The organism is Niastella soli (assembly GCF_017742245.1).
GTDB lineage: Bacteria > Bacteroidota > Bacteroidia > Chitinophagales > Chitinophagaceae > Niastella > Niastella soli.
Genome location: NZ_JAGHKO010000024.1, coordinates 187,625 through 211,512, shown reverse-complemented (window position 1 = coordinate 211,512; position 23,888 = coordinate 187,625). Strand labels below are relative to the sequence as shown.

Annotated in this window: 19 protein-coding genes; 7 read left to right on the top strand and 12 right to left on the bottom strand. The window is 42.2% G+C overall.

Going from position 1 to position 23,888, the window contains the following annotated elements:
- Window positions 1-11 precede the first annotated feature (11 nt).
- From prmA to rpsO, 3 genes are all read right to left on the bottom strand, one after another.
- Window positions 12-827 carry a 50S ribosomal protein L11 methyltransferase gene (gene prmA / locus J7I42_RS33705; protein ID WP_209144716.1) on the bottom strand — a complete coding sequence of 272 codons (816 nt, stop codon included), beginning with the start codon at window positions 825-827 and terminating at the stop codon, window positions 12-14.
- Between the two features lie 242 nt (window positions 828-1,069).
- On the bottom strand, window positions 1,070-3,214 hold the full coding sequence (gene pnp, locus J7I42_RS33700) for a polyribonucleotide nucleotidyltransferase (RefSeq protein ID WP_209144714.1): 2,145 nt from the start codon (window positions 3,212-3,214) through the stop codon (window positions 1,070-1,072).
- 172 nt (window positions 3,215-3,386) lie between these two features.
- On the bottom strand, window positions 3,387-3,659 hold the full coding sequence (gene rpsO / locus J7I42_RS33695; RefSeq protein ID WP_209144712.1) for a 30S ribosomal protein S15: 273 nt from the start codon (window positions 3,657-3,659) through the stop codon (window positions 3,387-3,389).
- 452 nt (window positions 3,660-4,111) lie between these two features.
- Here rpsO and J7I42_RS33690 point away from each other — a divergent pair, with 452 nt between their 5' ends.
- Window positions 4,112-5,197: a glycosyltransferase gene (locus tag J7I42_RS33690; protein WP_209144710.1), complete on the top strand. Its 1,086-nt coding sequence runs from the start codon at window positions 4,112-4,114 to the stop codon at window positions 5,195-5,197.
- A 3-nt stretch (window positions 5,198-5,200) separates the two neighbouring features.
- On the top strand, window positions 5,201-6,322 hold the full coding sequence (locus tag J7I42_RS35660) for a glycosyltransferase (RefSeq protein ID WP_209144708.1): 1,122 nt from the start codon (window positions 5,201-5,203) through the stop codon (window positions 6,320-6,322).
- Here J7I42_RS35660 and J7I42_RS33680 read toward each other — a convergent pair.
- Both J7I42_RS33680 and J7I42_RS33675 read right to left on the bottom strand, forming a co-directional pair.
- Window positions 6,303-6,992, bottom strand: coding sequence for a cell division ATP-binding protein FtsE (locus J7I42_RS33680; protein WP_081202714.1), 690 nt, complete (start codon window positions 6,990-6,992; stop codon window positions 6,303-6,305). The two genes, J7I42_RS35660 and J7I42_RS33680, sit on opposite strands and share 20 nt — an antisense overlap.
- Window positions 6,993-7,133: 141 nt before the next feature.
- On the bottom strand, window positions 7,134-7,274 hold the full coding sequence (locus tag J7I42_RS33675) for a hypothetical protein (RefSeq protein ID WP_209144706.1): 141 nt from the start codon (window positions 7,272-7,274) through the stop codon (window positions 7,134-7,136).
- Window positions 7,275-7,277: 3 nt separating this feature from the next.
- Between J7I42_RS33675 and J7I42_RS33670 the strand changes: the two genes are divergently transcribed.
- Window positions 7,278-9,758 (top strand): TonB-dependent siderophore receptor, encoded by a 2,481-nt coding sequence (locus J7I42_RS33670; protein ID WP_209144703.1) that lies wholly within the window; start codon window positions 7,278-7,280, stop codon window positions 9,756-9,758.
- Between the two features lie 87 nt (window positions 9,759-9,845).
- Window positions 9,846-10,409 carry a hypothetical protein gene (locus tag J7I42_RS33665; RefSeq protein WP_209144701.1) on the top strand — a complete coding sequence of 188 codons (564 nt, stop codon included), beginning with the start codon at window positions 9,846-9,848 and terminating at the stop codon, window positions 10,407-10,409.
- 66 nt (window positions 10,410-10,475) lie between these two features.
- On the opposite strand, the gene J7I42_RS33660 is transcribed toward J7I42_RS33665, so the two are convergent.
- Window positions 10,476-11,105 carry a hypothetical protein gene (locus tag J7I42_RS33660; RefSeq protein ID WP_209144699.1) on the bottom strand — a complete coding sequence of 210 codons (630 nt, stop codon included), beginning with the start codon at window positions 11,103-11,105 and terminating at the stop codon, window positions 10,476-10,478.
- A gap of 258 nt (window positions 11,106-11,363) precedes the next feature.
- Here J7I42_RS33660 and J7I42_RS33655 point away from each other — a divergent pair, with 258 nt between their 5' ends.
- Window positions 11,364-12,155, top strand: a complete 792-nt coding sequence (locus J7I42_RS33655) for a hypothetical protein (protein WP_209144697.1) — start codon at window positions 11,364-11,366, stop codon at window positions 12,153-12,155.
- A gap of 65 nt (window positions 12,156-12,220) precedes the next feature.
- Here the strand turns inward: J7I42_RS33655 and J7I42_RS33650 are convergent, their stop codons facing one another.
- The 6 genes from J7I42_RS33650 to J7I42_RS33625 all read right to left on the bottom strand — a co-directional run bounded on the left by J7I42_RS33650 (window position 12,221) and on the right by J7I42_RS33625 (window position 21,249).
- Window positions 12,221-14,617, bottom strand: coding sequence for an ABC transporter permease (locus tag J7I42_RS33650; RefSeq protein WP_209144695.1), 2,397 nt, complete (start codon window positions 14,615-14,617; stop codon window positions 12,221-12,223).
- 216 nt (window positions 14,618-14,833) lie between these two features.
- Window positions 14,834-15,070 (bottom strand): helix-turn-helix domain-containing protein, encoded by a 237-nt coding sequence (locus tag J7I42_RS33645; RefSeq protein WP_317196283.1) that lies wholly within the window; start codon window positions 15,068-15,070, stop codon window positions 14,834-14,836.
- Window positions 15,071-15,166: 96 nt separating this feature from the next.
- Window positions 15,167-15,796, bottom strand: coding sequence for a hypothetical protein (locus J7I42_RS33640; protein ID WP_209144693.1), 630 nt, complete (start codon window positions 15,794-15,796; stop codon window positions 15,167-15,169).
- Between the two features lie 480 nt (window positions 15,797-16,276).
- Window positions 16,277-18,277, bottom strand: a complete 2,001-nt coding sequence (locus J7I42_RS33635) for an RICIN domain-containing protein (RefSeq protein WP_209144691.1) — start codon at window positions 18,275-18,277, stop codon at window positions 16,277-16,279.
- 244 nt (window positions 18,278-18,521) lie between these two features.
- The gene (locus J7I42_RS33630; RefSeq protein WP_209144689.1) at window positions 18,522-19,319 is read right to left on the bottom strand and encodes a helix-turn-helix domain-containing protein; all 798 of its coding nucleotides are present in this window, start codon (window positions 19,317-19,319) and stop codon (window positions 18,522-18,524) included.
- Window positions 19,320-19,458: 139 nt separating this feature from the next.
- Entirely contained in the window at window positions 19,459-21,249 is a 1,791-nt protein-coding gene (locus tag J7I42_RS33625) for a DUF885 domain-containing protein (RefSeq protein WP_209144687.1), read from the bottom strand.
- Window positions 21,250-21,963: 714 nt separating this feature from the next.
- Between J7I42_RS33625 and nadE the strand changes: the two genes are divergently transcribed.
- Together nadE and J7I42_RS33615 are read left to right on the top strand one after the other, a co-directional pair.
- Window positions 21,964-22,743: an NAD(+) synthase gene (nadE, locus tag J7I42_RS33620; protein WP_209144685.1), complete on the top strand. Its 780-nt coding sequence runs from the start codon at window positions 21,964-21,966 to the stop codon at window positions 22,741-22,743.
- A 565-nt stretch (window positions 22,744-23,308) separates the two neighbouring features.
- Complete coding sequence (locus J7I42_RS33615; protein WP_209144683.1) at window positions 23,309-23,878, top strand: hypothetical protein; 570 nt, start codon at window positions 23,309-23,311, stop codon at window positions 23,876-23,878.
- The last annotated feature ends 10 nt before the right edge of the window (window positions 23,879-23,888 follow it).

The following is a 23,888-nucleotide window of genomic DNA, read 5'->3' as shown; positions in this document are numbered from 1 at the left end:
TCTTGGGGCTATTATTTTTTAAACAACAAACACATCCAATCGCCTCTCGTTTTACAATCAACAACTGATAATCCATTGTTACCAGCCGACTTTTCGATATCGGGTTTGTCCCCTATCAAAAGTCCACTCATGACTAGAACGCCGCCTAATATTAAATGTTGTTTAATTCCAGCCATATTTGCAATAAGTACGTGTTTGTTGATATTGGCTAAGATTATATCAAATGTGACTGGCATTTGCAGGCTATCTGCCTGAGAAAGAGCAATGTTTGAACAATTATTTAAAGCTATATTTTCGGCCGCATTATTAATGCTCCACTCATCGTTGTCAATGGCGGTAACGGAAGCCGCTCCCAGGCGCTCAGCCAAAATGGCCAGCACCCCTGTTCCGGTGCCAAAGTCCAGCACGTTCTTGCCGGGAAAGGACAATTGCTGCATACTCTCGATCATCAGGTGCGTGGTAGCATGATGACCGGTGCCAAAGCTCATTTTAGGCGTGATGATTATTTCATGCTGTACATTTTGTAACGGTTCATGAAAATGGGCCCGGATACCGCAGAAATCCCCAATAATAACCGGTTGAAAATTCTGTTCCCATTCTGCATTCCAGTTGCGGGGCGCTATCACTTCTTTGCTGATAACGGTACCCGATTCAGCAACCAGGTTATAGATGGCTGTTTCGTCATACTTGTCTTCAGGAATGTAACCGGAGATATAATTAAACCCTTCTTCAAAACCTTCAAACCCCAGCTCGCTCAATTGCGCAACCAGTATTTCCTGCTGTTCTTTTGTTACCGGTTGGAATTTTATATGGATATAGTTCTGCATGATTTAAAATTAAGAGGCAGACCTGTAAGGTGCGCCTTTTGAGTTTGCATTTGTAGCGGGTTTATGCGCTCCTGAGAGGTCCTGCTTAATGAGCCTGCCCCGCCTTGCGGGGGGCTGCTGAACCTCTCGTAATCACAATTTGCCGAAGCAGACCTTACAGGTCAGCTCTTGTTAAAAAATAAAAAAAGGCCTGCAATTTTCACTACAGGCCTTCTTTTTATTCAAATGAAATATAATAATCCTTAGGCAGGATTCTCAGGTCTCTTTCCTTCTGGTTTTGGCATCAGGATCTTACGGCTCAGTTTGAACTTGCCGGTTTTGTGATCGATACCTATCAGTTTCACTTTCACTACATCGCCTTCTTTCAACACACCTTCCATAGTTTCCAGGCGCTTCCAGCTGATCTCACTGATGTGTAACAACCCTTGTTTGCCAGGCAGGAACTCAACGAATGCGCCGAATTCTTTAATGCCTTTTACAGTGGCTTCGTATACTGAACCTACTTCAGGAACGGCTACGATACCTTTGATCCAGGCAACTGCTTTTTCCAAACCTTCTTTGGCCGGACTAAACACGCTCACCTCACCATAGTTACCAATTTCTTCGATATTGATAGTAGTGCCGGTTTCGCGTTGAATTTCCTGAATGATCTTACCCTGGGGTCCGATCACCGCACCAATAAATTCTTTATCGATGAACAGTTTTTCCATTCTCGGTGCATGTGGTTTCACCTCAGAACGAGCCTCAGGTGTACACTCATACATGGCATCCAGAATGTGCAAGCGGCCTTTGCGGGCTTGTTCCAGCGCTTCGCGCATGGTGCTCATAGCCAAACCGTCGATCTTGATATCCATTTGTACACCGCAAATCCCATCGCGGGTACCGGTTACTTTAAAGTCCATATCACCCAGGTGATCTTCATCACCGAGGATGTCGGTAAGGATGGCATATTTACCATCGGTGCCGCGGGTGATCAAACCCATTGCCACACCACTCACGTGTTTAGGAAAGGGTACCCCTGCATCCATCAACGCCAGTGAACCTGCGCACACTGTAGCCATTGAAGAAGAACCGTTTGATTCCAGGATATCACTTACAATACGAACTGTGTAAGGATATTCGTTGCCCGGCATCATTTTTTTCAACGAACGCATGGCCAGGTTACCGTGACCAACTTCGCGGCGGCCGGGGGCGCGCATCATTTTCACTTCACCGGTTGAGAATGGCGGGAAGTTATAGTGTAAAATGAATTTGGTATAATCAGAAACAGCGGCGCTTTCAATCAGCAACTCGTCTAAAGGAGTACCTAAAGTAACAGTTGTAAGCGATTGAGTTTCACCACGTGTGAATAATGCTGAACCGTGGGGAGAAGGCAAAATATCGATCTCCATGTTCAACGGACGAACCTGGTCGAGCTGGCGGCCATCGAGACGGATACGATCGTCGAGGATCATATTACGCACTACTTCCCATTGCAGGTCGTCGTAGTATTTTTTAGCCTGTTTCTTCACCGTATCATCCGCTTCTTCGCCCAGACTGGCAATCAATTCCTCTTTTAATGTATCGTAAGCATCACTTCTGTCATGTTTGGCAGAAGCAGAACGGGAGATCTGATAGATCTTATCTTTTGCAAAATCGGCCACTTTTTGTTGCAGCTCGGTGTTTTGCTCAGGTTTGGTATAATCCCTTTTACCAGCTACTCCAACTTTGGCACGAAGCTCCTGCTGTGCTTTAATTTGCTGGCGAATGGCTTCGTGGGCTATTTCCAGGGCTTTTACCAGGTCTTCCTCAGCACACTCATCGCCTTCCCCTTCCACCATCATCAGGTTCTTTTCGGTAGCGCCAATGATGAAATCCATATCGGCTTTAGCCAGTTCAGTACGGCTGGGGTTAACAACAAATTGTCCTTCTATGCGGGCAATCCGCACTTCAGAAATAATTTCTTTAATAGGAACATCCGAAACAGCCAGCGCTGCAGAAGCCGCTAAACAGGCCAATGCATCGGGCATTACTTCTTTATCGCTTGAAATAAGCGTTATAAGCACCTGAACATCACACAGATAATCTTCAGGAAAAAGTGGACGTAACGCACGGTCGATCAACCGGCTAATAAGTACTTCATAATCGCTCAGTCTGCCTTCGCGTTTGAAGAATGAACCGGGGATACGGCCGGCAGATGCAAATTTTTCATTGTAATCCACTACCAGTGGGAAGAAGCTTTGTCCTTCTTTGGGCTCTTTATTGGCAACAACGGTAGCCAATATTATACAGTTGCCCTGGCGAACGGTAACGGCACCATCAGCCTGACGAGCCAGGCGGCCGGTTTCAATAGAAACCTCGCGTCCGCCCCCTATATCAAAAGTTACGCTAATTGGTTGAGAGAGCATAATGTAAAATGTAGTTTAATGGTCGCTATCACATCCTGCAAGTAGGTGGGAATAAGCGCGGATAGTAATCAGCAACCGGTTATTAAAGCAACCTGGGATTGAAAAAGTATAATAAAAACAACTATTCCCAACCGGAAAACAGTTGGGAATAGTTTGTTATTATAATATACACTTATTTTCTGATACCAAGTTTTTCAATTAATGCACGGTAACCTTGCAAGTTGTGTTTGCTCAGGTACGTGAGCAGGCGTTTACGCTGACCCACCAGTTGCATCAAACCACGGTGAGTAGAGAAATCCTTTTTGTTTTGTTGCAGGTGTGAAGAAATGCTGTTGATACGTTCTGTCAACAGAGCAATTTGTCCTTCAGTAGAACCTGTGTTTGTAGCAGCTCCACCATATTGTGCAAATACGCTCGAAATTTTCTCTTTAGTTAAATAAGGCATCTCAATTTTTTTAAAAACATCCAATAATTATCTTCTTATAATTGGCGGCAAAGGTATATAATAAATTCTATTTTAGTGGATAGTATGGGGACATTTTTTTTAAAAAAGCAGCTTGGGGTTATAATAATTCAGTTTGTTGTTTATCGGTTGAGGTTTGTAGTTGCCTCATTTTCAAATAATAATTAAGATTTACAGCTTGTCGATTAGAGTTTGTTATTGACCTCATTTCAGAATGCATAATTAATTGTAGCCGTCCTTATTTGCATAAAATTCAAACAGTTGCCTTATTTTGAGGTCGAAATTTATCATGAACTCCGAAAATCAACGAAACAAAAAACTTCTGTGGTATTTTGAAGCAAGGAATTAGTTATGAATCCCGAAAATAAACAACCACAAACCAAAGACTACAAACCACAAACTGCAACAGCTTAACTATCAGCTACTAAACCCAGATGAAGCACCTAATATTCGCCGTTACCAACGATCTAAATTATGACCAACGGATGATACGGATCTGTACATCCCTGGCCGAAGCTGGCTATTCCGTAACCCTCATAGGCCGGCGTGGTGCTAAATCCCCGCCCCTGCTTAACCGCCCTTTTCGGCAAAAAAGACTGTTTTGCTTTCTCCGCACCGGCAAATTAAGCTACATCGAATACAACCTGCGGTTATTTTTTTATTTATTGTTCCTTAAAGCCGATGGGGTTTGTGCCATCGATCTCGATACCATCCTTCCTTTTTATTTTATTTCCAAACTAAAAGGCATCCCCCGTGTTTATGACGCGCATGAACTGTTTTGTGAAATGAAGGAAGTGGTGACGCGACCCGGGGTTTATAAAATATGGAAATGGGTTGAGCGCTATACCGTACCCAAATTCAAACATGGGTATACGGTAAACGATGCCATTGCGAAAGAATTCAATAAAATGTACGGTGTACAATATGAGGTGGTCCGTAATGTGCCCGTATTACGACCGCTTGCCATTCCTGCTAAACCGGAACGATATATTATATACCAGGGCGCGGTAAATGAAGGCCGCAGTTTTGAGACCCTGATCCCAGCTATGCAATTCGTGAACGCCCGGCTTATTATTTGTGGTGACGGCAATTTTATGAGCCAGGCCAATGAACTCGTAAAAGAACATGGATTAGCGGACAAAGTTGTTTTTAAAGGAAGAGTATTACCTGAAGAACTACAGCAATATACCTTGAAAGCCTGGGCGGGTGTTACCCTTTTTGAAAATAACGGGATGAATAATTACCATTCCCTCGGCAACCGGTTCTTCGACTATATGCATGCCGGTTTGCCACAACTGTGTGTGAAATATCCGGCTTACGAAGAAATAAACAATAAGTACAATATTGCTGTTCTAACTAGTGACCTGCGGCCGGAATCGCTGGCCGAACGGTTAAATGAACTATTAGATAACAAAAATTTATATTATCAATTGCAACAAAATTGTAAACAGGCACGCGAAGCCATCAACTGGCAGCAGGAAGAGAAAAAGTTATTAGCGTTCTATAAAAATATTTTCTAGCCAGTGGAAAAACATTTACATATCATTTCTTTCGACGTACCCTACCCCGTTGATCATGGTGGCTATTTTGACCTGTTTTACAAACTGGTAGCACTTCATCAGCAGGGCATCCGTATCCATTTACATTGTTTTGAACACAAACGGGCACAACAGAGCGAACTGGAACAATATTGTGCCGAAGTACAATATTATCCGCGCCAGTGCGGACATAAAGGTTTCTCCCATAAACTGCCTTATATAGTGGCTTCCCGCACCAATGCCACACTGGAAGACCGGTTATTAAAAGACAGTTATCCGATCTTACTGGAAGGTGTACACTGTACATACTTGTTACAGGATGAGCGGTTCAATAACCGAAAAATGATCATCCGGCTGCATAATGTAGAATATAAGTATTATAAACAGCTGTTCCGTAACAGTAACTCCCTGTTCCACAAAATGTATTACCTGAACGAGAGCAGGCTGTTGAAACAATACGAAGGATCTATTGCCAACAAAGGGTTAATTCTGGCTGTAAATGATCTGGACACGAATACCTACCGCAAGGAATTTGGCGCCCAACAGGTAGCTACCCTGCCCGTATTCCTGCCCTTTACTGAAATTTCGGCCCCGGAAGGCGTGGGTTGTTTTTGTTTGTACCACGGGAACCTGTCAGTGAATGAAAATGAAGAGGCGGCCATCTGGTTAATGAAAAAGGTGTTTAACGACCTGCGGATCCCATTGGTCATTGCCGGTAAATCTCCCTCTCCCCGATTGCAACGTATTGCTAGAAAAACAAAGAATGCCTGTGTGGTAGCTGATCCTTCTGAGCAGGAAATGCAGGACATGATCGGAAAGGCGCAGATAAACATCCTTCCCTCATTTAATGTCACCGGCGTAAAGCTGAAATTATTGAACGCCTTGTTCAATGGGCGTCACTGTCTGGTAAATGAAGCCACGGTGCAAAGCACCGGATTGGAATCGGCCTGTCATATCGGGACAAATGCCACGGCATTTAAAAGCCAGATCGTACAATTGTACCGGCAGCCGTTTGCAGAAGAAGAGATCCGTTTGCGAAAGACATTACTGCTTTCCACATTCGATAACAAACGGAATGCCCAGCGTCTTATTCAATGGATATTTTAGCGTTGTCTATAACCCGGCCTCTTTCGGTACGCACCGTACGGGCTGGGTATTTATTGATAACGATATAATCGTGGGTAGCCATTACAATAGCGGTACCATAATCGCGTGAAATATGGAACAACAGCTGCATGATCTCATCGGAGGTTTCGGGATCGAGATTACCGGTGGGCTCATCAGCCAGGATCAGTTTGGGTGAATTGAGCAGGGCGCGGGCAATATCAATGCGTTGTTGTTCGCCACCGCTTAGCTCAAAAGGCATTTTAAAACCTTTGGCTTTCAGGCCAACTTTATCCAATACATCGATGATCTTTTCGTCCATCAGCTTTTCGTCCTTCCAGCCGGTGGCCCGCAGTACAAAGCGGAGGTTGTCGTTTACATTACGGTCGGTGAGCAGTTGAAAATCCTGAAATACCACGCCCAGATTACGGCGCAGGAACGGTACTTTTTTCCAGTCCATATCCCGCAGGTTAAAACCCACCACGGTGCCGTCGCCCTCTTTGAGACGAAGGTCGCCATACATGGTCTTTAACAGGCTGCTTTTACCGGTCCCGGTTTTACCAACCAGGTACACGAACTCTCCCTTTTGAACCCTGAAGTTTACATCCTGTAAAACCAGGTTATTTCCCTGATAGATATTTACGTGCTGTAGGTCAATGATATTCTCCTGCATACTGATCCATTAAGTTGTAACAAAAATAAGCAATTCAAGCCAGTTTGGCGGTCATTAAAATGGCGCAAACGTCCGCTTGTGCCATAATAGGATTCGAAAAAATACCATCCCAATGATCCCAAACATCCCATAAATCCCAGTTCAGACAACATCCCTTTCCCAAAAATCCCATTCATCCCATCTATCCCGGTTCAGACGATTTTCCGCATCGCGTAACCCGTTTTCCGCTTTCGGCACAAGCAGGCACCGGTTCTTTATTTCCTTTGCAAAAATTAATTCCATAACGTGAAAAGATTTTACATACTCGGGCTTTTAGCCTTTTTTATAATTAACCAAGCTACCGCACAAACCAACAACCTTTCCGCACCTGCCACCAATGCCAGCGAAACGCCGGAAGATAAAGAGACCGGCATTGTAAAAGGCACTATTCAAACAACTGATAACCAGCCTGCTGCTTTTGTTACAGTGACTTTGAAAGATGCTAACCGCGCTACTTATACCGACGAATACGGCAACTTTACCATAAAAAATATCAAGCCAGGCCAATATGTAGTAAAGGTCACCATGACCGGATTACAATCTAAAGAAGAAACGATTGTAGTAAAGGCCAATGAAGCCCTTGTAATAAATTTCACCCTGGCAGAAGACCACCGGCAACTGGAAGAAATTGTGGTGACTTCCCATAAAGGGTTAAATGATCAACCGGTTAATCTGGGAAAGATCAGCATGAACCCGATGGACGTTCCCCAGGCTCTGAGCGTTATTGGCCAGGGTATGATCCGCGAACAGCAGGCATTAAAGCTGAGCGATGTGATCCGGAACGTAAACGGCGTGTACCTCACCACTACCCGCGGAAATGTACAGGAAAGTTTTGGCGCCCGCGGTTACAGCCTGGGAAGTACGAATTTGTTTAAAAACGGGTTCCGCATCAACTCCGGTGTGATCCCCGAAATGAGCTCCCTGGAGAAAGTAGAGGTATTGAAAGGAAGCGGTGCCATTCTGTACGGACAGGTAGCACCCGGTGGCGTGGTGAATATGGTCACCAAACAACCTAAATTCAATTTTGGCGGTGAAGTATCGATGGGGATTGGCAGTTATGATCTGTACAAACCAGCTTTTGATATTTACGGACCTATTTCAAAATCAATTGCCTATCGCGTAAATGGCACCTATGTGAAGGCCAATAGCTTCCGCGACCAGGTAAATTCCGAGCGTTACTATATAAACCCATCGCTGTTGTTCAAACTGGGCAAACGTACCGAACTGATCGCAGAGGGCGATTACCTGAATGATAAATTCACGCCCGATTTCGGGATTGGTTCACTCGATGGTAAAACGATACCGAATGTGCCGCGCTCAAGCTTTTTCGGCACCCCCTGGCAGTACAATAAAACACAACAAGCTACCAGCACGCTTACGGTAAGACACCAGTTGAACAACAACTGGAAGCTCAATGGTTCTTTTTCGTACCAGAACTATTACAGAGATTATTTTGCCGTAGAACGGGTACAGGCTGATGCTACCGGCAAATGGGGCCGGCCACTGGGCAAGATCAACACCAAAGAAAAGTTTTATGCAGGCCAGGTAAACCTGATCGGCAAAGTAAATACAGGTAAGCTGGAACACAATTTGCTCGTTGGGATGGATGCGGACCGTTCCGTTACAAAAGATTATAACTATACCTTCCCGGCCATGAATGGCTTCCCTTCCGGCACTTATGACACCATCAACATTCTTGACCCGCTGAAATATACCGGGCGCACTGATCTGCCGGATTATACAGCCATCAGAAGAAGAAATGCACCCATAAACCGTATCGGTGGGTATGTACAGGACCTGATAAAGATCTCTGACAAGTTCAATGTACTGGCCGGTGTAAGATTCGCGTATGTGGAAACCCGGGGAATTGATTCAATCAGTCTGATCGACGATAAAAAAGTAACCGGAAAAACCCGGTATGACAACGCCTGGTCACCACGTCTGGGTCTGGTGTATAAACCATTCAGCACTACGTCTGTATTTGTAAGTTATTCCAATTCGTTTACTACCAATACCGGTGCAGACATCTACGGAAAGGCCATCAAACCGTCATTGATAGATCAATATGAAGTAGGTGTAAAGAACCAATTCCTGAATGGCTTGTTATCTGCCAATGTAACCCTTTATCGTATTAACAATAACAACCTGGCCCAAGCGGCCCCTTACAAATTAGATGGATCAGTTAACACCGATCCCAATGTTAAATTAATAGGAGGCGCCACCATCAGTGATGGTGTAGAAGTAGACCTGGCCGCATCACCCATCCACGGGCTGAACATCACTGCCGGTTATAGCTATAACTACATGCGGTATACTAAAACCGACACTTCTATAGGCAGCTTTAAAAGCGGTGAGCGTTTGGTAAACAACCCTGCTCATACAGCCAATGGAAGTATCTTTTATACTTTTAGCAAGGGCCGTCTCGAAGGATTCAAAATAGGTACCACCATCGTTTATCTGGGCGACCGTTTTGGTGGCTGGAATTCCGATGTGATCAGAGACAAAAACACCCCTTACCTCGTTTATACCTACCGCGACCGGATGATCCCGGTAAGCGGGTATACAACAATTGATGTTACAGCTGGTTATACCTTTAGAAAGCATATCACAGTATTGGCCAAGGTGTCAAACCTGACCAATACCTACAACGTGAGTGTGCATGAAAACTACAGTGTGAATCCTATAGCACCTACCCAGTTTTCAGCCACAGTGAGTTATAAGTTCTAATACTCCCGAGGTCATGCATATAGTGGGCCCTGACGGTAACGTCGGGGCTTTTTTTGTGTTAGAGAGTAAAAAGGTTAATTTGGCACGATGGAATTTATAGAAAATGCCTCGGAAAAGTATAGGAAATACTTACTGGAAATCACCTATGATAATCAATGCTATTATACAGTAAGTGGACTAGATCTGGAAGATGAGGAAAAAGATAAATTGCTGATTAATTCGAAAAAACAACTAGTTCTTTTTTCGGACGTTGCAAGTCTGTTAAAGGCAATTAAAAATGGTGATTATTATTTTGATAAGAATAATATTCAAAAATGGGAGGCAGCGTTTTCTTCATCTGATGGACCTTATGCAGCAATAGACTTTGATATCCTGGGAAAACCAGCTATTGATTTTACTGATCCGGCTACATTAATATCGATTCATCTTACTATAGGCATTTTAAGCGATTTTGCAATCCAGGTAGATGATAAATTGCTGTTAGCACGTCTGTACCAAAGCATAATCGAGGAGTTTAAAGATAGTGTAATGGATTATGCAATATGGAAGACAACAGAAGATATAGCCATAGCATTTAACCGAAATTTATTTTTGGGTATTTTAAACGAACTTTATTTTTCATTAAAAGAAGGAATGATAACGGTGGTATAGTTGCGTTCTTTCCCGATTTTTTCTTCAAGAATTACGGAAAATAATGTAGGAGTAACAATGCTGTTGTTAGTTTTTTACTGGATCAGGTGATACCATACCACAATCATTGGCGTTATAATCTTCAAAAATTTTATTTAAATAATTATCGTCTTTTTCAATGGCCTTGCGGATTTTGGCAGGGCTCAAGTTTATTTTTTCAACTGCTTTCCGGCAATCACCTACAAACTGCAGTATATCTTTCTGGGTGGTTATCTTCACCAACTCGCCGATCTCTCCCTTTTGAACATAATGGAAACACTCAACATAAGTCGCAGTGAAATTTTTCGTAGCCATATACTTGTTTGATATTGACTCTTCTACATAAACATTCAGTTTTCCATGTATGATCCTTTTTGCAAACTTGCCACCAATTCTTCCATAATACACTCCTTTTGCCTGGTATCCCCTCACCTCCGGGGTATTAAATGTCTGGTTGTCAATTGTGATCTTTTGTTTTAAAATAACCCCATATTGGTAGGTTATCTTATCGCCATATACTTTTGTTCCATCATTTTTCAATATGAAATTTCTGCTATTCACGCTATCCACTGGCGCAGCCTGGTTATTGAACGTCTCACATTTTAATTTGTATACATTACAGCCAACTGCAAGCATTAAAAAGGCAAACAGGGTTAAAAGGAAAAAGAGTTTTTTCATTGACTGACTTAGGGTTGAGCTGGTTAACAATTCAATATTTGGGTTTTCGAAGGCATCGAATAGACAAGCCACAAAAAAACCACTTTTATCAAGTGGCTTCCAAATCAAATATAATCGTTTACGGGTACTGTTTCGTAAATATTGTAAGATTATTTTTCACTGGATCATGTCTCTATACCGGCTTTTCACGCTATGATATAGCCGGTTATTTGTTTATCTTTGCTTCAATTCCAGAGCATTAATAATTATAAACAAATAATGTCAGAACAATTATACTTTTTTAAATTCAATAAGGAAATTGCAAGAACTAAACTATCTACTTTGATCAAAGAGGAAGATAATTTTTCCTACAAACAATACCTCATTGAAAACAACAGCAAATATGAAAAGGATTTGCAGTTCGATAATATAATAAACAAGATAGAAGAAAATATTGAACTGCTATCAACCGAGGAACTCTGGAGCTTGTATCTTTGGTTTTCTGAAAGAACTGAAAATGGAACGCGTAAGGAAATGCGCAATTATGGTTTAGATCTATTCTTTGAGCTCCATTCTAAAACACCCGTAAGAAATTTTCATGCCTTATTATGGGATTACGAATTTTTATCAAATCAGGATATTGAATATAGCTGCGGGTCGGATGAGTTAATAGGTTTTTTAAATTATATCATTTGCTATTCTGGCGAGTTGATGATCTTTCTGAACAAGTATTACTATAAAAGCCATGAGACTGATGAGGAAACTTTAAGAATAGAACAACTAATTTCCGATATCAATTCAACCTCCAATAGCTACTTTCATATTTTGGCATTATTAGAACTCGAAAACTCAACGGAGTTTAATAAGGAAACTATGCAATTGGTTCCTAAATTGATTGAATTTCGTCAAGCCAACCAAAATAAATCTTATACGCTGCCTGTGGAATTACATGAAGCTGAAGAAAGAGAAAGTAAAATTATCAATCTTGCCTATTTACTATACTTAGTTTTAGGCCTTAAAGAGGAAATTGAGAATTATGATGGGAAGATCATAAGATTACATTCGGTTTAAAATCGCATAATGGATCTGGTAGTCCATTATTACGCTGACTTCACGGGGCCTACTCATTGGCTCCCCTACTCGGCCCTTAAGCTCTTTACGGGGTTTGCCTTTGCGGCTCTTATGGCTTGAAAACTCACTGTGATCATTGCGATCAATAACACGATCAGTCCGGCCAACAGGAATATGGTAAAGCTCATGTGTATACGGTAAGCAAAATCCTGTAACCATTTGTTCATGGCATACCAGCCAATGGGTGAGCCAATGATAATGGAAATGGCTACCAGCTTTACAAAATCGCCGGAGAACATGTTAATGATCTTACTGGTACTGGCGCCGATCACTTTACGAACGGCGATCTCTTTATTCCGTTGCTCAGCAGCATAAGCACTCAGTCCGAACAATCCCAAACAGGCAATCAGGATCGATAATAGGCTAAATGAAATGAATAACTGCTTCATCTGCTCCTCAGTACGATAGGTTGCGTCAAAATCATCATCCATAAATGAATAGGTGAATTGTGCGGAGTGGTTGGAAAACTGTTCCCATTTATCTTTTACCTGTGCCATAAGAACAGGCAGGTTGGTGCTGTTGATCTGCAATGTTACAGCGCCCTTATTATGTTCATTCACCAAAGCCAGCGGCTTTACATCATTGCGTAAGGAGCTATAATTGAAATCCTTTACCACACCTACAATATGATAGGCCTGTACCCCAAAGCTGGACCTGTAAACGGTTTTATTCAACGGCTCATTAAAGCCCATCTTTTTTATGAAGGCTTCATTTACAACGATGGCCATGGAATCAGAGGCCAGTTGCCTTGAAAAATTACGACCGTTTACCAATTGCATACCCATCGTTTTTAAATAGTCTTCATCAACAGGCCAAAATTCAGTAAGCACATCCTGTTTTATATCAATGGGCAGCTGGGGAAACAGTCCTGTTATGTTTCTTTCTTTACCCGTAGGTAAAAAACCTGAGATGGTTACATTCTGAACACCCGGCAATTCTTTTAACTCTTGCTTGAAGTTCTCAACACTATTGCCTAAGCGACTGGCATTTTTGATCACCAGCATCTGGCTTTTGTTAAACCCGGTATCTCTGTTTTGCATATAGCTAAGCTGGTTATAAACTACCAACGTGCCTATGATCAGAAAAATGGATACTGAAAATTGAAACACTACCAAGAAGTTCCGTAAATAACTTCTTTTAAACCCGCCAGCCAGCCGGCCTTTCAACACCAGTATCGGTTTGAAGGCCGATAAATACAATGCTGGATAGATCCCGGCCAGGCAACCCACCACCAATGTGATCAATAATAAAACAGGGACCGCCGATAACAAGGTATTGGTGGTGATCTGAAGCTGCCTGCCGGCAAGCTGGTTGAAGAAGGGTAACATCAACCGCGCCATTAACATAGCCAGAATGGTAGAGGCGAATGCTACCAATATTGATTCTGTCAGGAACTGACCTATCAAACTCCACCGGGAAGAGCCGATCACTTTACGCACACCCACTTCCTTAGCCCTGTTGGCAGATCGTGCCGTTGACAGGTTTATGAAATTGATACAGGCGACCAGCAGGATAAAAAAGGCGATCACAGAAAAAATAGTAACATACATGATATCACCACCCTTATCCAATTCATATAGACTTGTTGAACGTAGGTGGATATTCAAAAGGGGCATTAAAACAACAGTAAGATAATTGCCATCGGCGGTTATGGACGCGGGGTAATGTTTTAATTCGATATCCCGTATCGCTGCTTCCAGCTTCGGGATGTTCGTTCCTGGCTTTAACAATACATAATTGTGAATACCGCTGTACCCCCAGCCATTCACCTGGCTCTCGGGTAACGAAGAAAATGACAAAAAGAAATCGTAGTTGAAATGTGACTGGGAAGGAACGTCTTTAATTACGCCTGTAATGGTGTATAAACTTGTATCGTTGATCGTAATGGCCTGGCCGATTACATTGGTGCGATTAAAGTATTTCCGGGCTGTACTTTCCGTGATCACAGCTGTAAAAGGCTCTGATAAAGAATTGGCCGTACCCTCTATCATGGGCAATGTAAAAATATCAAACAGCTCCGGGCCGGTATACACGATCTTATTTTCTTCTATCACTTCATCGTCTTTTTTTACAAAGAACTTCTTTGGCGAAAGAAACAAACTCGACACCGGTACCAGGCGGGCGGTCTTTTCAATTTCAGGCAACACCTGTAAAGCTTCTTTCAGCGGTTTTTCCGACGATGCATAAGAGGCTTCGTTCCCGTTTAATTTTACATGCGAAGTAATGCGGTAGATAAGATTGGCATTTACATTGTATTTATCATAACCCAGTTCATACTGCACATACAGCATGATCAACATACAGGCTGCAATACCAGCAGACAGACCAATGATATTGATCATGCTAAACCCCGGGTTATTCCTGAGCGATCTTAACGCAGTTTTGAAATAGATTGGGAACATAGTTGGCAACTTTGTTACTTCTTAATTAAACAACATGCCAACTATTATTCACTTGATTATCAAACAAATAAACATAGAGTCAGGGGACCGGGTGTCCGGTTTTGATACGGCCTTGTACGCATTTAGATACAATCGTTTCAGCGTGAGTTTGTCCCGCGCATCGACTTTTCTGCGAGCTCCGATGGCGAACCTTACAAGTTTTTTTTAATTAAATGTCTACCTGTACTGCAGCGGCGTCTGATTCGTCTTATTCTTAAACAATTTATTAAATGACTGCGGGTATTCGAAACCAAAACGATAAGCGATCTCGCTTACAGACATGTTGGTAGTTGTCAGCATTTCCTTGGCCTTTTCAATCATCTTCTCATGAATTTGCTGTTGAGCAGTAAGGCCGGTCAGCGAACGAAGCATATCGCTAAAGTAACCGGCTGATAAATTGAATTGTTTCGCCAGGTATTCAACAGTAGGAAGACTCTCCTGTCGCCATTCATAAATATACCCTGGAAAGGGAAAGACCGTGTTGGTTCAGGTGTGGCCTCTACCCCAAACTTAGTTCATTGGATTTACAGGTAACACCCTTCCGATCCTTACTGCATCAAACCTATAGGGAGAAGGGATGTGATCTTCTACGATGTCGTCCGATGCAAGCTGCAGATAATCGTCAATATATGCCTGCACCTGCTCTTTCCCGGCAAAAAGCCCATTATCATTGATCCATGGAACCCACTTTCTAAAATGATCCGGCTTTAAAAAAATCCCGTTCAGGATCAAAGAACCGTTGCCGAACGAAAGTATATCGTATCCCAACCACTCGATCTCTGCAGGATCGATATCCACCGTTCCTTTGATCTCACTTATGATATCTGACCGGATCGCGATCAATTCGCTCAGATCATTTTCCCCCCGTACATATTGCAATATTATTTTTGCTTCTTCAAGATCCCTGATCAATTCCACGAACAACAGATCGTTTGATTCCTCATGGTTCTTTTTTATTATTATATGCAGGTCCGGAGGCAATTTTTTCTTAATATAGTCTTCGTCGATATCATACAGGTGCGCTCTTTCCATTCCACGGTACTCTTTAGCCCCTACTCTGAATAATCTTTTATATGGTTCTACCGTATCCATAGTACCAGACTTCCTAAGCACCAGGAATCCATTCACCTTTTCCGACATAGGCATGATCTCTTTACCTAAAGTTAGAGAATAAAGGGAATATGGTCACTTTTTCCGACACCCGGCATATGAAAATGAGGGCCTCCGATCCAGTGATTATTTATCGGTGCCTTGTCGCGAGCGCTGACGCGGAATCCCGGAGAACCAACTTCAGTCGCTAAGCCTATTATACCTGTAATTGCTCGGACCGTTACACCCGAACGACGTGGCTGCTAATCTGGGATGGTACGAACGCCATATCATGCCTGAAAACATCCGAATGCAGGGACTCAATGGTGGAACCGGAGGTTATGGCGCTTCCATGCTGGTTAACCGAAAGGGTAATTGCGCTATTGTAGTTTTATCAAATATATCGCCAGGGCGGTATATGGAATTGATTTACCCGCTTGCAAAAGAATTGCTCGTATGCAGTTCTACCGCGCCATGATTGGCAAGTCCGTAGGTTTTACTAAAAACCATTAGTTTATTTTTTATATTGCACTATTGAATTATAACTTTCCTTTGAAGCCTTTGATTGCCCGATACAAAATCAACTACATAAACACCTGATGTCAGGTTCTTCTTTTGCAATTGAAAGTATTGCTGAACACCTTTTACCACATAACCAGTATAAATTGTAGAGACCTGTCTTCCCTGTATATCTAAAACACGAACTTTTAGCAACCCATTACGCTCAGACACATATTTTATGTTCACAACCTGATTGGCTGGATTCGGGTATAGATTAATTGAATTAAGTTCCCTGGCAGAAGAATCAATTTGAAGGGAAACATTCGAAGCATACCTTGCCCCGATGCCCACGAACGAAAATTCCCATTGTTGTGCATAATTCTCGTTACTTTGGTATAGCTGAACGTTGGTACCATTACCAGTGCCGGCACCAGCCACATCCAATCGCATACCGTAAGCATGCTCGGGGGCTAGTTCAAAATGCAAACCGGATTTATCAATGATTCGCCACCGCTGTTTTCTTAAAATATCTGCTGTCCATATTTGAACATTGGTACCATTACTATTACTTGTGTCACCGCCTACCACATCCATTCGCCTGGTTGTACCACATTGAGGAATTAACTCAAAATATCCACCCGAAACAGATTTGACTTGCCATTGTTGTGCACTATTTCCATTAGCCTGATATATCTGGACATTGGTTCCATCTGCATTAACTGCTCCGGCAACATCCAATCTCATTCCCCATGCATGTCGCGGTATTAACTCATATACAGCATTGGCTTGCGGATAAAAAGTGGTTAACCCTGATTTACCCAACCTGTAAATGCGGTAGCCCCAAAGATTACCGCTACCTATAAAGGACCTTGTAAAGGAAAGTACGTAATCGCTTGCCCCACCGATAAGGCCGCCATATTGATCAGTAAGAAAACCTGCATTATGATTTCTATCACCGCCTGTGTTAATGGGACTTACCTGGCCATCAACAGTCCACGTGCCTGAATTGTTCCAAATATTACCACCGGCCGTATATGCTACCTGCAACTGTGTAGAGACAAAATTTGGGTCGTATACATCAGTGGACTCTCTTTCCCTGATCACATACATTCTGTCAGTGGTCCCGTCATAAGCAAATGTGGCATCGTGAAAAACAACAGGCGAAACATTATTATCTCTGGAAGTGAGACCATTCGTAAAGAGCGTATATTCTGTGCCAAGTGAAGGTGAAGACATGTTTGAAATATTGATATCTCTTCTGATTATCCCCGTTTCGGTAGCGTCTCCTTTGGTATAAAAAAGCAACAGTCTTCCCAATCCATCAACGCATGTTGCGCTGGACTGGCCTACCCCCCAATTATTGGTGCCGGAAAAACTAATGAATGGATTCCCGCCCCATTTCACCCATGGGCCTTCCGGGCTATCGGCAAATGCAATTCCAATTTGATTATGGTTACCGTCAAGCTGATCACAACCCAAATAAAACATTACCCACGAGTAAGTGTGTTGGTTATAGCTAAAGGACCCCTGCTTGACATCCGGATCACAAGTATGTTTTGAATCCCATCCTGATGCAGATGGAGTTAAGGCAATTTGCTGGCTTCCCCATGTCCAGGTGGAGCCGGAACGTGTAGCCTTTCTCCAATAGATAAAATCCGTAATTTGATTACTCGTACTATTCTTACAATAATACATGTATCTCACAGTAGATGAAGTCTGAATATAAGATGGGCAATAATTATAAAAATTCCCTGGATCATCATTGAATTCCAATTCAGCAGATTGCCCTATTGAATTGGCACTTGCAAGCAACGCCGCAATAAAAAAGTAAAAAATTTTGCATTTCATAGTTTTCGTTTTGATCGTCCTTACAGGTAGTTTATTGCCTAAAAAATAAGCAACGATAAGTAGAATAATATTAATAATAAGAAGTAATATAATTATCAGAATCATTAAAGTGTATTTAAAATAGCCGCCAGCGAGCAGTATTGCTGGATGGCAACAAAATAAATATTTTTCAGGCAGATACAACCATCCCCAGATTATTTCATGGCACATTTGCAGACCAAGACAAACACCTATAGCTTCCTGGAATGGATGTGGCTAATAACGGATAGAAATTCCATTACCGAGGAGAGTATTTCAGAAAGTGATAAAAATAAACAAGGCAGCGTTTCTGCTGAACCGGCATCTGAATGTTTAGTTGATATTCAGAGATTAGCCTTTTGATAATTTATAAGCTTTATTTGCGCTACCCCGGTGACAAAACAGATTATCAGATATTCCTATATTGTTTAGGCCGCATCCCGGAGACCAGTACAAAAGTTCTGGTAAAATGAGCCTGGTCTGAAAATCCGCACAAATAGGCGATCTCGGTCAGGGAGTGTTGTTTTTGCCTGATCAGCCTCAAAGCCTTTTCGACCCTGATACGGCGGATATATTCACCCAGGGTGCATTTGAAATATTTGGAAAAGTATTTGGAAAGTGTCACCGGATGAACATCAAGTAGTTCAGATAAACCTGCCAGCGACCATGTACAATTCCATTGGTCATTTAATATCTCTAAGATCCTGCGTGACCATTCCGGGTAATGGCGTTCGGTAACTGTGTTTCCTGTAACCAGTTCTATGCACAGTTGTTCAACAGTTATCCTGCTATCCTGATCCCGGCAGTAACATTCTTTCAGGATTCTTAGCATGCCAGCGCAATTGATCTTTAAACTGTCTGAAAACATGAGCTCCTCTGACGGTATACCCAAATCAGATCCGGTAAAGAAATTGGGTTCCAGCTCTATATTAAATATCCGGGTGCCGGGGTGATATTGCAAATTCTGGTGGCAAATGCCTGGGTGATAGTAAAGTACCTCACCTGCCTGCTGCCATTGAGCGCCTGTTTTTCTGATCTCTTTGCTGCCACCGCTTAGAATATGTGAATAATGCGGATTCTGGTGATAATGCCATTCAGATACAGACCCATTGGGAAAGACCGTTTCAGATGTCAGTATACAACCAAAAGCCTGCTCTTTGATCTTTGTACCCACATAACAACCTTTTTCGAATCTAACAGGTTCCATCTTTTTCCTTTTAATGAAGCTGCTTAATTGCCTTAATAACTGTTAGCGGTTGGAAGGTAGCAAAATATCCGGTTGATTTATAATCTATCTGCATCCTCGGCGAACCGGATGCTGCCTCATAGTTGAAGAATTTTCCATATTATCGATTTTGTTCTTTTGCCCACCTGGCCATATAGTTATCCAAAACCGACAGTGGCATATCACCCTTGGTGATCAACGCATGATGAAATTTGATGATGTTAAATCTGGACCCCAACTGTTTTTCATACAGTTGCTTCAGGCGGAGGATTTCCAGCTGACCAGTCTTATAGGAAAGCGCTTGTGCAGGGAAGGCCATATACCGCTCAACAGAAAGCATGGCATCTCCTTCACTTATCGATTCATGGTTCATCAGATAGTCGATAGCCTGCTGCCTGTTCATCTTACCGGTATGAAGACAAACGTCCACCACCAGCCTGAGTGCTCTCTGCATGTCATTATTCAAGGCGCCCATTTTCTGAGCCAGGCTTGTATAACAGCCCAACTGGCTGCCCAATGTCTCTACATACAATGCCCAGCCTTCTACAAATACCTTAAAGTTGTTGAATTTTCTGAAGGCCGGCAATGTGGTGTTCTCGTCCTGCAGGGAGAGTTGGTAATGGTGGCCGGGAATTGCTTCATGCAGGAAAGTCGCCTCCATGCCTAAAAAAGTGGTATTGATCCTGGTGGCATCAACAACCGGTACGTAAAAAAATCCCGGCCGTTTGTCCTTGAAAGAGGCAGATTGGTAGCTTGGGCCGTTCGCTGAGGCTTCCCGGAATGCTTCCACGCGCCTGATTTCAAACTGCGATTTGGGGGTTACATCAAACAAGGTGCTCAGGTGCGGTTTGACCTTATCATAAATGTTTCTGTAAGCCTGGAGCACCTCTTCAGGCGTTTTGAAAGGCATGAATTGCGGGTCCATGCGCAGGAATTTAAAAAATTCCTGAAGGGTTCCGCTAAAACCGAACGCTGTCTTGACTTTTTCCATTTCACCGGTGATGCGTGCCACCTCTTTCAAGCCGGTTTGATAGAATTCCTCCGGTGATTTATCTGTACTCGTATATAGGCGGATATAATACCGGTACATATCAGGTCCTTCAGGAATAGCATTCAACCCGGCATGATCCTGCGCCTTTGGTAAATATTCCTCTTTCAAAAATGCCGCCATTTCACGGTAACTGGGCAACAGCTTACCTGCAATGATTTGAGCATATTTCGCTTTCAGGGTCGATTTCTGATGTTCGGTAAAGGAAGCAGGAAAATGCCTTATCGGGTCGAAAAATACATTGCTTGCAGTGTCCGAGTTGCCAAGCGCCTCCAGTTGCGGGATAATTTTCAGGACAAGTGCCTTTGGGAGAACGATTCCTGTGTTGATCCCTTTGCGCATATTGGCTTTTGCGGTGTCCATCCAGGGAATAAATCGTTCCGCGCGCTTCAGCCATTTTAAATATTGCTCCGGTGTAGTAAACGGCTGGGCAGAATTTCCCTGTCCCAACTGGCCGAAATCTACCGGCAGGGAAATGAATTGCGTAAAGGGTATATATTCTAAATGGCAGGTACTACCCTGCAAATCCGTCGAAAGCATTTCTTTCAAATACCCATAGGAAATCTGGTCATCAGTGTTAAGTTTTTGGAAATCAACATCCTTAAGATACTTTAGGTATTTCCTGTCAAAACTGTATTTCTCCTGCCGGTACGCAGTGGTAAGGTTATTGGCAACCTGGTCGTCGAACCGGTGGTCTCCCAACTCCGTTTGAAGTATCGGGTCAAAATGCAGGCTTTCCGCATAGTAGGAGTCAAAAAGTTTTTTCAGTCTGGTATTGACCGTTTGGGCTCGCGCGGTTGAATATATAACAAGCGTCAGCAGCAGTGTGACCGCCAGGTACTTTTTATCATTTGTTGTTTTCATTGCCAGATTGATCATTGCGACAAAATTCCGCATTGGGAGCAACGTAAAATTGAATCAGATTAGCGTAGATCAGAAATTTGGATTTGAGGAGACAAATATGGTGGAGTAATATTTCACCAACCAGCTTCGGTTTAGAGTGTATTAGAAGAAGTGAATGGAATAGGTATAAGACAGTCTTTTCGCTAGATCTTGCACTTTATTTCAATGGTAGGGTAAACCTGTAAAATGGGATCGGTGATCAAAACATGATAATAGCAATTCACCCTCGATCCTATCGAAACTCCATTATGTATCTTATACCAGAATTGGGGCTCGGCAGACTATTTTGACATCTATTTCAGTTTTCAACAACTTTAATTATACTCCGCAGCAATAGATTCTCTAGAGGAGAACAGTGAGAAATCAGAACCATGTGAACTGCATAACCAGGAGCAATTGTAGAAACCGCGGTTATACCGGCAGGTTTTATTTTTGCTGCAATAAACCTTCAATACCTGCGCCTATACCACAGGGTGATTTTATATCAAACAACGGTCCTATCAACGTGAACATGATAGTAACGCCAATTGCTATATTTTATATTGTTTGCCTCGGAGATTCAGAACCATCGTGAATAATTTTAACCCGGGCGTCTATGATCATATAACAGGGGCCCCTATCTGGCGGCTTAATACCGTTATTTTTTGCCTCATCCAAAAATGTTATTTTTGTTCCATGAACAGGAAAGCAGTAACAGACCATATAGTTAAATGGCTTAAAGATTATTCAGACCAGTCGAAAACGGAAGGCTTTGTAGTCGGAATAAGCGGAGGGATTGATAGCGCTGTCACCTCAACGCTATGTGCCTTGACGGGTAAGCGTGTTATAGTGCTGAACTTACCCATCAAGCAGCACCAATACGAATTTTACCGAAGTGTTGAACATATTGAGTGGCTGCAAAAAAAATTCAAGAATGTGGAGAATCAAATTGTTGAACTCACTGATATCTTCAAAGGTTTTGAAAAAGATCTCCCTGTTTTTATACAAGATCATCTTACTATGGCAAATGTACGCTCGAGGGTACGCATGATCACGCTATATGCTTTTGCAACGCATTATAAATTATTGGTAGCCGGTACAGGCAATAAGGTCGAGGATTTTGGAATAGGTTTTTTTACAAAATATGGAGATGGCGGAGTAGACCTGAGTCCTATAGCCGATCTTACCAAAACTGAGGTTTATAATTTGGCTGAAGAATTGAACGTTGTGAAAAGTATACTAAGTGCCAAACCAACCGATGGTTTGTATGCCGATGACCGTACTGATGAAGACCAGATCGGCGCTACTTATCCTGAACTGGAATGGGCCATGAACTATGTTGAGAAGAATGAAAATTACCCTTTGAATGAGCGTCAGAAAATGGTGATGGATATTTATAAAAGTCGCAATGCCGCAAATAAGCATAAATTAGAACCTATACCGGTTTGCATAATACCTAAAGAGTTTAAAAGTTAACAAAATTAAAGATTCAAATGTGTCTTGAACAATATAATTTTAATAACCTCCGATAAGGATACAACGGAATATTCTGTCCAATGCGTTTACTCTGATTTGTAAGGTAATCGGAACCATGTCGAACACACCAAAATTGATCAAAATCATCTTCTTTATTAATGGAAAATATTCTTAGTACCAATGCGTTATATTAATCACTTACACCACAGTGAAAGGTGTTATTGACATGAAATGGTTACTACTTGCCACAATCTCACTATCCAACTTCCAAGTTCAAAAGTATATGTATGTCTATCGGGAACCAGCTATGCCTACCTTAGAAAGATTTGCCAGGGTCTTAGTAACTGCGCTCACAAAATTGATACTGCAACTATATATGAAGCAATAGCTTCAGGCCATAAAAAGTATTGCAGACATTGCTATAGATGATTGCATTTACTCGCTACCCCTCATACTTGGCATACTATCTCCTAACAAGCTTTTCTAATGATCCGAAAGAACGCCATGAATAAAGACAACTTAAAATTCAAGAAATATTTTGCACCATAGAAAATTAATAATTCTTATGAATATATTTGCTTTTTTTCTCATTATCAGCATGTCGTTTACCATTGCCTGCCAGCCCTCTCATCCTGAAACCGTTCTGGGGATTAAATTAGGAAAACTTACAAATATTCAATTGGCGGAGCTTGAGCACTCAGGCAAAATTGAGAAAGATGGAGACCTAGATTATATAAATTACGCAGATGATTTACGTGCAGATATCCATGTCTATAGCATAAACGATGCCGACGGAAATCGCATAGTTGATCGGGTTGTATTACAGTTCTATAATCCTGAGGCTAAATATCCAATTGATGTAAAAGAGAAGTTTATTGATCCAATGCTCAAAGATCCAATATTAAAGATGTATCAAAATAAATATGGAAATGGTAATCTAAGAGAACTTGGTGGCAGTGAGTTTTATACTTGGGATAAAGGCGACATGATCATTAAATTAAGTTTTCACGGCTACGCTATACCTTTCGGCGGAGAGTCACCTTGGTACAGCCCAGTAACTGCTGAATACAGATACAATGATAATATTCAGAAAAAAATGAAGGATAAAGCAAACAGTGCCAATAGTAAAATTTAAAATATGGAGC

Coding starts and splice junctions, on each gene's coding strand:
- J7I42_RS33690 (WP_209144710.1), top strand. CDS start 4,112: ATGAAGCACCTAATATTCGCCGTTACCAACGATCTAAATTATGACCAA.
- J7I42_RS33675 (WP_209144706.1), bottom strand. CDS start 7,274: ATGGAATTAATTTTTGCAAAGGAAATAAAGAACCGGTGCCTGCTTGTG.
- J7I42_RS33630 (WP_209144689.1), bottom strand. CDS start 19,319: ATGGAACCTGTTAGATTCGAAAAAGGTTGTTATGTGGGTACAAAGATC.
- J7I42_RS33640 (WP_209144693.1), bottom strand. CDS start 15,796: ATGTCGGAAAAGGTGAATGGATTCCTGGTGCTTAGGAAGTCTGGTACT.
- prmA (WP_209144716.1), bottom strand. CDS start 827: ATGCAGAACTATATCCATATAAAATTCCAACCGGTAACAAAAGAACAG.
- J7I42_RS33655 (WP_209144697.1), top strand. CDS start 11,364: ATGTCAGAACAATTATACTTTTTTAAATTCAATAAGGAAATTGCAAGA.
- J7I42_RS33650 (WP_209144695.1), bottom strand. CDS start 14,617: ATGTTCCCAATCTATTTCAAAACTGCGTTAAGATCGCTCAGGAATAAC.
- rpsO (WP_209144712.1), bottom strand. CDS start 3,659: ATGCCTTATTTAACTAAAGAGAAAATTTCGAGCGTATTTGCACAATAT.
- J7I42_RS33680 (WP_081202714.1), bottom strand. CDS start 6,992: ATGCAGGAGAATATCATTGACCTACAGCACGTAAATATCTATCAGGGA.
- J7I42_RS33625 (WP_209144687.1), bottom strand. CDS start 21,249: ATGAAAACAACAAATGATAAAAAGTACCTGGCGGTCACACTGCTGCTG.
- J7I42_RS33660 (WP_209144699.1), bottom strand. CDS start 11,105: ATGAAAAAACTCTTTTTCCTTTTAACCCTGTTTGCCTTTTTAATGCTT.
- nadE (WP_209144685.1), top strand. CDS start 21,964: ATGAACAGGAAAGCAGTAACAGACCATATAGTTAAATGGCTTAAAGAT.
- J7I42_RS33665 (WP_209144701.1), top strand. CDS start 9,846: ATGGAATTTATAGAAAATGCCTCGGAAAAGTATAGGAAATACTTACTG.
- J7I42_RS33615 (WP_209144683.1), top strand. CDS start 23,309: ATGAATATATTTGCTTTTTTTCTCATTATCAGCATGTCGTTTACCATT.
- pnp (WP_209144714.1), bottom strand. CDS start 3,214: ATGCTCTCTCAACCAATTAGCGTAACTTTTGATATAGGGGGCGGACGC.